This window comes from Microvirga sp. HBU67558, from assembly GCF_018069605.1.
In the GTDB taxonomy this organism is placed as follows: domain Bacteria; phylum Pseudomonadota; class Alphaproteobacteria; order Rhizobiales; family Beijerinckiaceae; genus Microvirga; species Microvirga terrae.
Genome location: NZ_JAGPUP010000429.1, coordinates 1 through 11199 on the forward strand (window position 1 = coordinate 1; position 11199 = coordinate 11199).

Here is an 11199-nt window from a genome sequence, read left to right on the forward strand (position 1 = left end):
TCCGGTTTTGGACATGCCCATTCTGGCACGTCTGACGCTGGTGGAGGGCGCCATCCACGACATCAGGTTAACGGTCTGAGGTCGCAGAGCCCCATAGGATCAGCCGGTCAGAAGCTCACATCATAGCCAGTTACCTCGACCCAAGTCGCGAAGGCCCAGGCACGGGCACGGCGATGATCAGCGGCGTTGGTATCGGCGGGACGTCGAAAGAGATTTGCGACCTGATCATGAGTTGAGAGAAAGCGCTGGGCCTGTCCGGCTGACTTAAACCGTTTCATAATGCGCTCGCGTCGTCGGGTCGGCTGATGAGAATTCTCAGATGAGGTATTCGGCCTGCCGCCGCGCCTGCCACGTCACTACGAGGTGCAGCGCTCCAGGCTGATGGTACAACGAGGTCGCGGCCTCGAGCCTCAGTGGGAGAAGCGCAACATGAAGCACTATGCGGGTTTGGACATCGCGGTCAAAGAAACCTCCGTGTGCATCCTGGACGAGACGGGGAAGATCTGCCGTGAGGTCAAGGTCGCCACTCATCCGGAGGATCTTTTGCGGATCCTACAGGATCCAGCCTGGCACCTAGAGCGGATCGGGCTGGAGGCGTGCCAGCTCTCGCAGTGGCTCTTCGACGGGCTGGCCGAGGCCGGCCTGCCGGTCGTGTGCATCGAGACGCGTCACGCCAAAGCCTTCGTGAAAGCGCAGATCAACAAGAGCGACCGGAACGATGCCCGCGGCATCGCCCAGATGATGCGGGTCAATCTCTTTCGTCCGGTGCACGTGAAGTCGCTCACCAGTCAGAAGCGGCGGGTGCTGCTGACCGCCCGCAAGCTCCTGCAGGAGAAGGCCATCGCAATTGAGAATGACATCCGCGGCCTATTGCTGAACTTCGGTCTCAAGGTTGGCATGGTGAGAGCGGTCAAGTTCGAGCAGCGCATTCGCGAGCTCGTTGCAGGCCTGGCGGACCTGGCCGAGATTGTCGAGCGGCTGCTGGATGCCCGGCGCAAGCTGCGCGAGCACTTCGCCGCTCTGCACCGCAAGCTTCTGGACCTCGCTCGTGGGGATGAGGTGTGCCGGCGCCTGATGACCATCCCTGGGGTGGGGCCGGTTGTGTCGCTGGCTTTCGTAGCGACCATCGACATTCCAGCCCGGTTCCGGAACTCGAAAGCTGTCGGTCCCGTCCTGGGGCTGACGCCCGTCCGCAGCCAGTCCGGCGAAAGTGATCGGGTTGGCCGGATCTCGCTCTGCGGAGATGGCATGATGCGAACGTTGCTGTTCGAGGCGGCTCAGACGATGCTGCGGCAGTCCACCCGGTGGTCGTGGCTGAAGGCCTGGGCCATGAAGGTGGTCCAGCGGCGCGGCAGCGGAAAGGCCGTTGTCGCCCTAGCGAGACGTTTGGCCGTGATCATGCATCGCATGTGGTGCGACGGCTCGGACTTCCGGTGGACCAGGGAGGTTCAGGTGGCCTGAGCAGATCCGGCCGATCGCGAGCAGTCAGATAAGGAGAAGCACGAGCTTCCGCACCAGAGCGGGAGGCTGTCCCCTGCGGGACGACGAATGAAGTGAGTTCGAAATCGCGCATGCTCCTCGCACCTCTGGGTGCAGAAGGACGCTTCTCAGATAGTTCCGCTTCATTCTTCCGACCCCATGATGGAAGGGCCATTGTGCCGAATCCGAAGAGAAGCAAGAGCCCGCAGGACAGCTCACGCCCTGGAACTGGACCATCTGATTGCGCTTGACTCCCATCGGCCGAATAGAGATGCGCGATTGTTCAAGCCTTTATGCTGCCGATGCTCAACACCGGGCATGACTTCTCGCTTTGCAGCGGCATAGCTGGCCAGCTTGTCCGTGATCATCACGCGAGGGGTCATGCCCTGCTTCTTGAGCAATTTGCGTAGCAAGCGCTTGGCCGCTTTCGCATTGCGACGGCTCTGAACCAAGATGTCGAGCACGACCCCATGCTGATCGACGGCGCGCCAGAGCCAATGCTTCCGGCCCGCGATGCTGATCACGACCTCGTCTAAGTGCCATTTGTCACCCGGCGCAGGAAGACGGCGACGGAACTGATTGGCAAAGGCCTGGCCAAACTTCAGAGCCCATTGGCGTACCGTCTCGTGGGTGACCTCAATGCCTCTTGCTGCGAGCATCTCCTCAACCATGCGCAGGCTGAGTGGGAACCGGAAGTACAGCCACACGGCATGGCTGATCACCTCAGCCGGAAAGCGGTGACGAGCATAACGAGAATGGCGGGTCGGCCTCATGCCCTCGCCTATGCCAGCATTCCGTCACCCTTCCGTTAACCTGACGATGCCGTTGCCAGGTCAGCCGCATCCTGGAATTGAGCCTGCTGATCCGATGCTGGTGCTTCGCAATGCCGCCTACCCCATCTCGTTCAGCGAGAGACAGTAATAGCTAGGAACGCAGGGATCGGCGCCATTGTCTGGGCCCAGCCCCGACAAAGCGCGTGAATGTCGTCGTGAAGTGGCTCTGATTTGCGAAGCCGCAGGCGATAGCGATTTCTGCAAGAGGCATCGCGGTTGTCAAAAGGAGATGCTTGGCTCGCTCAATCCTCTGATTAAGCAGCCACCGATACGGAGACATTCCAAAGGATGACTGGAAGGCGCGCGTCAGCTGACGAGTCGAAAGCAGACAGGCATTGGCAAGTTCTGACAGCGTTACGTCGCCATCTAGACTACAATCGATCATATCAGTCACGATGCGCTCTTGGCGTGCTGTGAGCCCTCCCGACCGAAATGCCTTTATGCGTCCGCCTTCGCCGTAGAAGCGGATGAGGTGCGCGTAGAGGGCAACAGCGATGTGATCGACGAACATCCTGTCTGCTTCGCCGGGACATTGAAGACTTGGGAGCAAAGCTAGGGACAGGGAATAGACGACGGGGTCGGGAATTCCTTTGCCGATTTCGAGTTTCAGATTGCGGACCGGACCGAGGCCGTTGTTTCTCGCAAAGTCCAACAGAGCTACGCGCGGAAGGTAGTATTGAACGGGATCAAACGCGCTTCCGATTTCAGCTTCAACAGTATGCTCAAGATCGTAAAGGTTGATAGTGACTCTCTCCAGCGAAGAGTGTGGACAAAGTCGATTGTCGAGCCAGAGCTTTCGGTGCTGAAAGTCGCGCAGCTGGACGGATAAGATATACGCACTCTCGTTCGGTATCGGCGTAGTACGACCGTGAATTGAGCGGTCCGAGCAAATACGGGTCGCCGCAAATTGATGCTTCTTAATTTTCCGCAACACCGTAGGGGGCGAGACTTTGAGCCCGGCGTACTGCGCAACATTCCGGCCGTAAGCCCCTATTTCGCTCATAAGTCTGCCCGCCCGGTTGCGTGGTAAGGTGCTCTTCCAAACAAAATAGATTGATACGGACTAGAAGCTACCAGTTCCGGACTGCCGAGACCACCGATCCGAACTGGCGTCCGCGACTAGAATTTGGGCAATTTCGGCGCTTGTGTAGGGTTTCGGATGCCGGCCCATCGCAGACGCAACCACGTGCACCGGAGCCGGCGTCCGAAAGCCTCCAGGGAACGAACCCGCGGGATGAAGTCCGCAGATTTTAGCTTATGGGGATTTGACGGTTCCGCCTGGCCCGCTATGGCCGGATAAACGCATTTGGCGCGTTCGACGTAAGTCTTCGACCGGTAGCCAGGACGCGGGAAGCCCGTGCAGGGTGCGATGCCGCCGTTGAAGAGCCGATGATTCCAGCCTTGCGACCTGTATCACCGGAGCCTGCGAGTTCAGTCGAACGAAACGATCCGGCCGCCGATGGTGAGCGTCCTCGGCGATGGTGCAATCCGGACGGATCCCCCACCCAGCGGGCATAAGTCTGCGCATAGGAACCAGTCAGGGCTCCGTCCTCCCTGGCTTCTCTTCCTGTTCGTGACGGCAGGCGTGGCGGGCCGGGCTGATCCGGCCCACCCCATGCTCACTCGGCGGCAGGTGCGATCGGAGCCGGCTCGACCGCCTGGGGCTGCGGCAGGGCCGGCACCTCGCATCCGGTGGCGCAGCAGCGCCCGGGCTGCTTGGACACCCGCTGGCCCTGGTCGAGGATGCCCCGGTCGAGCAGGCTCTCGACGAGTTCGACCTTCTCCATGACCGGGTAGTTGCGCCAGATCTCCCGCTTCATCGCCTCCGGCGAGCCGCCGCCGTGCAGGGAGATCACGGAATACCACCCGCCCTGATTCGAGACCGTGAGGTCCTCGATGAAGCGGGCCACCTCCATGCGCTGCTCCATCGGGATGTCGGGCCGTCCGCCGAGCACGGCGCTCAGCGAGGCGGCGGTCTCGGGGTTGTGGTCCTCGTCCGGTTCTGGCAGGGCGACGATCAGGCCGCCCGACACGTAATGGGCCACCTTGTGCATGTCGTAGATCTTGGTCGCCAGCAGCAGCTTGCCGATGTTGGAGAAGACGGCGTCCGGCATCACGGAGCCGGCCGGGTCCTTCGTGCAGTAGACCGAGGACGCGACGCCGCAGGCGTAGAAGCTCTCGGTGATGGTGATCAGGTCGACCATCTGCTCCCGGATGTGACCGTGGCGGTCCGCGTCGAGCCCGTTCGCCTCGATCATCAAGGCTCCCGCACCGATGAGAAGATCACCGAAGCCCGCACGTGCCCCAATGCAGGAGTGGCGGTGATGGGTCGCATACGAGGTGGTCAGGAACCCGCCCTCCTCATATTCGCCTGCCAGGAACACGCGGTCGTGCGGCACGAACACGTCGTCGAAGATCACGACGCCCGTCGACTGGCCGTACTTGTTCGAGAACTTCGCCGCGGCCTCGCCGGGCCGCCCGGCCCGACGCGCGACGATGGTCACGCCAGGTGCATCGACGGGAACGGCACAGCACAGGGCGAAGTCAGCGTCCTCCTTCGTGTGCGTGCGGCAGGGCATGACGAGGAATTCGTGCATGTAGGGCGCACCCGTGACGATGGCCTTGGTGCCCCGGATGACGATGCCGTCGGGACGGCGCTCTTTGATGTGGACGTAGACGTCCGGGTTCGCCTGCTGGCCCGGCCGCTTCGAGCGGTCGCCCTTGGCATCGGTCATGGCGACGCCGAGCGTCAGGTCGCGGTCCTGCACGTCGTGCAGGTAGTTCAGGAAACGCTGCGAATAGTCGGTGCCATGGTTGTCATCGGTGCGCTTCGTCGCCTGGAAAATGCCGTTCAGGGCATCATGGGTAAGGTAGCGCTGGGCACAGCCCGAGACCTTGCACACGAGGCGGACCGCCTCGAGCTTGTAGAGCAGGTCGGTCGAATTCTCGTTGATGTGGAGCATTCGGTTGACGGTCTTACCCGACGTGCCCTGGCGCGCCGTCATGATGTCCTGGTGCTCGGGATAGTGAGCGAAGTCATAGGTCACACCAACGCCGTTGATGCCGGGGGCCAGGAGGGGCTCGTCGGCGACGCTCTCGACCCTCTGGCCGTCGACGAACACGCGTGGGCTATATGCGCGAAGGGACTCCCGGTAGGCGGCAGCGTCCATCAGCATGGCTTCCTCCTCGAGGGCTGTTACAAGATTTGAACAATGTTAGAATGATGAGAACTTGAACACTGTTAGAATTTCTGTCAACTGCTTTCGAAATCGAGGGATGTGACATGGTGGTTCGGCGGACGGAACGGCGGCAGGCGGTCAGCGACCACAAGCGCGCGCTCATCCTGGAGGCCGCGCGGGAAGTGTTCGCCACCGAGGGTCTGGAGGGAGCCAGCCTGCGCGCCATCGCGACGCGGGCCGGCTACACCCCGGCGGCGCTCTACTTCCACTTCGCCTCCAAGGAGGCGATCTACGCCGAGGTGTTGCAGGGTTCGCTGGCTGCTCTCGGCGACGCCGTCGACGCGGCGGTGGCGAAGGCCCGGTCCCCCGAGGCGCGGCTGCGGGCGGCCGCGATGGCGTTCTTCCGGTTCTATGCCGAGAACCCGCGCGACCTCGACCTCGGCTTCTACCTGTTCCGGGGCGGCATGAAGCCGAAGGGGCTTGGCCGTGAACGCGACGTGTCCCTGAACGACAGCCTCGAAGCGGCGCTGCGCCCGATCGCCGACGCGGCCGAGGCGCTGGGTTCCCCCCGGTCGGAGGCCGAACTCCTGATGGTCGACACGTTCGCTCATGCCACGGGGCTCCTGCTCCTGCTCCACACGGGCCGCATCCGGATGTTCGGTGCATCCGCAGCCGATCGCATGGAAGCCTATGTCGATGAGCGGATCGATCTGCTGAAACGGGAGACACGGGAATGAAGACTATCGATCGCGATCGTTCCACCCTTCTCGTCATCGACATCCAGGGCAGGCTCATGCCCGCCATCGAGGACGGGCCTGCCGTCATCGCCAACGCGAAGCGTCTTACGGAGGTGGCGGCACTGCTTGCGGTGCCCGTCCTGTTCACGGAGCAGAACGCGGCCGGGCTGGGTCCGACGGTACAGGAACTCACGCCGTCGGGTCCCGTCGCCCACAAGATGACCTTCGACGCCGTCCGCTCACCGGGATTCATCGACATGTTGCCGAAGGACGGCGCGATCGTCGTGGCCGGTTGTGAGGCGCATGTCTGCGTCTTGCAGACGGTTCTTGGGCTCCTGGGCCAAGGCAGGCAGGTGTTCGTGGTGCGCGATGCCCTCGGGTCGCGCCGTGCGGAGAGCAAGGAAACCGCCGTTCGCCGCATGGAACGCCATGGTGCCGAGATCGTCACGACCGAGATGGTGACGTTCGAGTGGCTCACGACCTGCGAGCATCCGCGATTCCGGGAGGCCGCCGCACTCATCAGGTGAAAGCCGGATGCGAACACCGATGTGATCGCGAACAAGCACGGGGAACGGAGACGGAAGCAGCCTGGTACTTCGACGTGGTGTCACCGTACGCCTACCTCGCCTTGGGCGGGCACTGTCAACTTAACTGAGTAAAGGTCGCTTTCCGGCGCTTTCAGCGGTTCCCTGGTAGGTCTAATCTATTGAAAATAATCGGCCCCCTCCGGGCCTAAACACCCGCAAGAGCAAGTAAAGGCGTTAAGTTGACAGTGCCCCCCAGCGTTAGTCGGCCCCTCAATTTCTCTGGCCAGCATGGCTGGTCCAACCGCAAATCGATCCTGGTCACTTTCAGGCGGAAGGACTGGTATTGGCACATGCCCGAAGAGACCGAACTTCCAGGATGGGCCGACAAGCGGACCTTCCTATTGGGTTGTCGAGATGATTAGTCTGGCACTGCTGCGGGCTCTCGAGGTTCCGGAGGCAGGCAATCCAAACCGCGTTGTGATCGATGCAGCGCCCCAGACCGTCTCGCCGTCACCTCCCGCGCGCTGTCACTGGCCAAATCGCGACGAGCTCTTCGGCCCGCACTACGTGGAGTTCGTCAAGCAAATTCACAGTCGGATCATGATGCGGCACGATGCATTCCACCCCTGCAGCTGGGGGAGCGCTGCCCATGGGATTGTCTGGCCGGCGGCGCTATCGGGCCTGGGGATCGTCTAGCTTGAGTAGACGGCTATCTCCTGGATCGGATCATCCCAGCCCATCCTTTCCGAGATAAAGAAGGAAATAAGCAGGAAGTGATCCACCTGCCATCCCGCTGACTTTATGGGCAGCGGAAGTTCAGCGTCGCACCTTAGTGGTTCATCCGGTAAGTCATGCAGCTCTCGGCAGTAGGGCGATCCCGGGTGAGCGACGCGGCCGATGTCGGCGGCGTTGACCCCAGACAAAGGAATGGCGGTGCGCATTCCAGTAAACCGTGGCGCGGTCGATCGCCTCGGTGATCTCGTCCCAGGTCTCAAACCGCCGGCCCGCCAGTGCCAGCGAGCGCAGGATCTTCCACCAGGGCTCGATCAGGTTAAGATAGGCCGCGTATTTGGGCTGGAACACCATCTCCCAGCGTGGATGCGCCAGCACGAACAGCAATACGTCGGCGGTGCGGTGGGAGCTCAGGTTATCCATGATCGCGTAGATCCGCTCCGTCGAACTCGGGATCGAGGTCTCAACGTGCTCCAGGAAGTCGACCCAGTGGGCACCGCCGCGACCAGGATAGGGATGCGTGAAGGCTTCGCCCGTGGCCGGACGAAACGCACCAAAGACATAGCCTTTGGCGCGCCGGCCGTAGTCGATCTCCTGTCGGGCTCGCTCGACCGGTCGCGTTCGGCTGAGGTGGCTGCCACCCTGTGCGAGCGAACACTGGTCAGGCGGCCTCCGGTTTGGCGCTGTTTCGCAGTCAATGCCGTTTGATCTGGCCTCCCAACTCTGCCCGCGCTTGGATACCGGAAGAATGTGCGTCGGCCGCCGGTATCGATCAAGGAATGAGAGATGGGTGATGTAGCTAGGACCCTGATCCCTCACTAACTATTACTCGCTTTTGAGCAGAGTGCGACCAAGAAGCCGGTAGCATTGGCGAGGCATCGTTCCAGGTTTGTCCTGTTTGGCGCGGTTTATTGCACAAACCTTGCACGCTCCCCGAATGGGCAGGAAGTGATCCAACTGCCGTCCCCGCTCGCTTTATGGACAGCGGAAGTTCAGCGTCGCTTCTTAATCGGGAGAGTGAGTTCGATGCACCTGTTCATGGAGGCTTCGTCGACACAGTATTCGAACGGAGATTTTCGTCCGAGCACCGGTTGGGCGGTGTTCATGTAAAGATCGAGGAGTGGGCCAGCGTGAACCTTCGACGCCTCTTTTCGTAACGCCTGCCGTGCCTTCTCGGCGATCTGGTGAGCACGATGTTCTTGCTCAAGACGATGGCTTAGGTCAGATGCCAAGCGCGCTGCCTTCCAGAACCCCTCTTCGCTTTCTTGTGCAGCATCAACAGGCTTCACACCATTCAGATCTGCGTTCGGGACGAACGGCCAGTCGGACCATCCAGGGCCCAGGACATCCTGCACGCGCCGCTGAAGGTTCTGGACCCGTCGGTTGGCTTGTTCCCGAAGCAGTGCCTGACGTGCCTGTTCATCGGCCTCCTTTTGCTGTCGCTGCCTTTCCTTTTGTCTTGCGATATAGCCCGCGAGGGGAAGCCCGAAGACATCCGCGCCCAACACGGCATTGGATCTGAAGCACGATCTAACTTTGCTGAATTCCGCTTCGAACTGAGCGAACTGCCTGTCGTCGAAACGTACAATCTGGCGGATCGAGTATGCTCTCCCAGGAAGGGGTTGGCCGGCCCAGTGTTCGAAGGAGAAGGCTTTTGTCTCCTCCTGGGGTAGCGCCGCAAGAATTTCCCCAACTTCCGATCGGATCTGGCGCATCCGGATATCAGGGAGGGCGCGACGGTAACGAGCATTCTGGACCTCGGCGCCAATGAAACGATTGAGGATCCATTGCTTACCGTCGGAGGCCGGAACGAGAATTCCGGCTTTGGCCAGAGAGACGATCCACGAATGAATGGCATCTTGAGGCAGAGCAAAGTCGGCCTCAACCTGCCGGATCGCTTCTGCCTCTGCTTCTGTGAGCCGACTGAAGCGGTGATCAATCCAGCCGCGGTCCCTGATCTTCCGTAATGCCCCCTGAACGCTAATGAAGGTGCGTTTGCCGCTGGCGGCGATATCGACCATGTCGGCTAAGATGGTGGCCTGCCAATCTTGGGCCGGAACGGTGAAACATCCATAGCCCGGAACTGCAATACCGATGGCCCGCGTGAGGTTGTCCTCCGCAATTCGAGCGACGGCCGGATAGGCGAACACAGTTATGTTGATCTGAGTGCGCGCTTTTATGTATGTGGCGCGTAGCGCAGCAATTCGACGTCCGAATTGTTCAGCTCGTTGCTGGCGGCGGGCATCAAGGGCGGCTTGTCCATCCCGGAGCATTGGATTGTGGAGCCATTTGCGGGGCGCCTTGTCCAGAATGGCCCGTTCGAGCCCTTCACGGCTATCGATCTCGTGGGAGATCCCGGAGAGATCAATTTCAATGGCGCTCAGGTTCATTTCCTCAATCTGAGCGATCTTTTCCGGGCCGCATTCATGGGTGACGGCAAACTCTACGAGAAGATCTCGGTCCCCTTTACGGACGATAACGTCTGGGACGATGCTCCCCAGCCTGTTCTCGAGGAGAGCGGAATCGAAATTGAAAATCCTGCCCTCAAAGCCGATCCATCGGTCCTCGCCCTCTGTGAGGTCGAGGGTGGGCAGGAATAGGTGGAGCCGCCGGGCGAGAACCTCCTTGGCGAATTTGTGGAGCGCTGTTTCGGGGCCTGTCCTGCAGGGCCGCTCGTTGCCCGAGCTGTGGTGCCCGAAATGGTGATCCTTCACATCGCCTTTGCGCGCGACGAGAGGCGCCCCGCATTCCGGGCATTTGCAATCGCACTGCGTCCCGCGGGGAACCTCCGAGATGTGTGCGATCGATCCGTCGGGTCGCTCCCCAAAGACGAGACTTCTCTTACCATCTCCGCACGTGAAGCCGGAGAGCGGCGACCGTATCATCGGGGGCACAGGTTAGGTGATGGGCAAGTCATAGCAACGAGAAGCCTGGGTCAAATTCCTGCGACTTTCAAGTCAGCTTCATGCCACGGCCATCCGCGACAACCGCTCAGGCTGGAGAGGGAAAGCGGATGATCAGCCGGAACGCCGGTTCTCGCTGGCTCGTTGTCCGGATCTGATCACCCACAACGAGCTTTAGCCTATGCCCCGACAAGTCACAGATGCGAACGGAGTCACATGGACCTGCAGCCCAGCGTCCTCCGGCTTGGGAGTGGCCCCGGATAAGTCTAAAGGCGGCGCAGTCCGCCTAGGCGCTATGATGTGTGCTGGCGCGGGAGCTCCTAGGCCGGGCGACCCGCGCGTGCCGCAGCAAGTCCACGCGACCAGATCTGCTCAACCTCCTCCTGTCACGCCCTCTGTGACGGTGCCTCTGGGCGCCAAACTCCTTAAGGTGACGCCCAAGGCAGTCGATTTCATGCTACTGCAACTGGGAGGTGCCCTGCCGAGGGAATTGACCGGCCGACGCCGCTACCGCGCATGGGGCATCGTCTAAGAGGATCTTGAGCAGAATGCCGGGACCGAAACGACATCATTATAACGCCGAGATGTGGCAGGAGCGCTTCGTCAACGGGGACGGCGGCCTGTGGGTCTATAACAAGAAGCAGCCAGATCGCGGGGTCATTCCTCTCATGCCCAAGGACACGTTCGTCGTAGGGCATCTGTACTCAACTGTGGAGGCCGACGGATCCAGGGGCTCCTCCGCCCCACAGTTTCCTGAGACACCCTATAAGCGGACGGGATCCGCAGAAGGGTGATGACGATGACAGAGA

Annotated in this window: 8 protein-coding genes and 2 pseudogenes; 4 read left to right on the plus strand and 6 right to left on the minus strand. The window is 61.1% G+C overall.

What is annotated here, in order from left to right:
• Positions 1–107 precede the first annotated feature (107 nt).
• Positions 108–329 (minus strand): annotated as a pseudogene (locus KBI52_RS04330) (IS6 family transposase); the annotation flags it as partial.
• A gap of 100 nt (positions 330–429) precedes the next feature.
• Between KBI52_RS04330 and KBI52_RS04335 the strand changes: the two are divergent.
• The gene (locus KBI52_RS04335) at positions 430–1461 is read left to right on the plus strand and encodes an IS110 family transposase (RefSeq protein ID WP_210805597.1); all 1032 of its coding nucleotides are present in this window, start codon (positions 430–432) and stop codon (positions 1459–1461) included.
• A 290-nt stretch (positions 1462–1751) separates the two neighbouring features.
• On the opposite strand, the pseudogene KBI52_RS04340 reads toward KBI52_RS04335, so the two are convergent.
• From KBI52_RS04340 to KBI52_RS04350, 3 genes and pseudogenes are all read right to left on the minus strand, one after another.
• A pseudogene (locus tag KBI52_RS04340) lies at positions 1752–2252 on the minus strand (IS6 family transposase); the annotation flags it as partial.
• 151 nt (positions 2253–2403) lie between these two features.
• On the minus strand, positions 2404–3315 hold the full coding sequence (locus KBI52_RS04345) for an AraC family transcriptional regulator (protein WP_210805599.1): 912 nt from the start codon (positions 3313–3315) through the stop codon (positions 2404–2406).
• A 616-nt stretch (positions 3316–3931) separates the two neighbouring features.
• On the minus strand, positions 3932–5488 hold the full coding sequence (locus KBI52_RS04350) for a 4-hydroxyphenylacetate 3-hydroxylase family protein (protein WP_210805601.1): 1557 nt from the start codon (positions 5486–5488) through the stop codon (positions 3932–3934).
• A 107-nt stretch (positions 5489–5595) separates the two neighbouring features.
• On the opposite strand from KBI52_RS04350, the gene KBI52_RS04355 reads away from it, so the two are divergent.
• Entirely contained in the window at positions 5596–6228 is a 633-nt protein-coding gene (locus KBI52_RS04355) for a TetR/AcrR family transcriptional regulator (protein WP_210805603.1), read from the plus strand.
• Complete coding sequence (locus KBI52_RS04360) at positions 6225–6755, plus strand: isochorismatase family protein (protein WP_210805605.1); 531 nt, start codon at positions 6225–6227, stop codon at positions 6753–6755. The genes KBI52_RS04355 and KBI52_RS04360 overlap by 4 nt, the downstream gene beginning before the upstream one ends.
• 849 nt (positions 6756–7604) lie before the next feature.
• Here the strand turns inward: KBI52_RS04360 and KBI52_RS04365 are convergent.
• Both KBI52_RS04365 and KBI52_RS04370 read right to left on the minus strand, forming a co-directional pair.
• Entirely contained in the window at positions 7605–8306 is a 702-nt protein-coding gene (locus KBI52_RS04365; protein ID WP_262266502.1) for a transposase, read from the minus strand.
• Positions 8307–8479: 173 nt separating this feature from the next.
• Complete coding sequence (locus KBI52_RS04370) at positions 8480–10201, minus strand: hypothetical protein (RefSeq protein ID WP_210805606.1); 1722 nt, start codon at positions 10199–10201, stop codon at positions 8480–8482.
• Positions 10202–10688: 487 nt separating this feature from the next.
• Between KBI52_RS04370 and KBI52_RS33920 the strand changes: the two genes are divergently transcribed.
• Positions 10689–10922, plus strand: coding sequence for a helix-turn-helix domain-containing protein (locus KBI52_RS33920; RefSeq protein WP_247654179.1), 234 nt, complete (start codon positions 10689–10691; stop codon positions 10920–10922).
• Positions 10923–11199 lie beyond the last annotated feature (277 nt).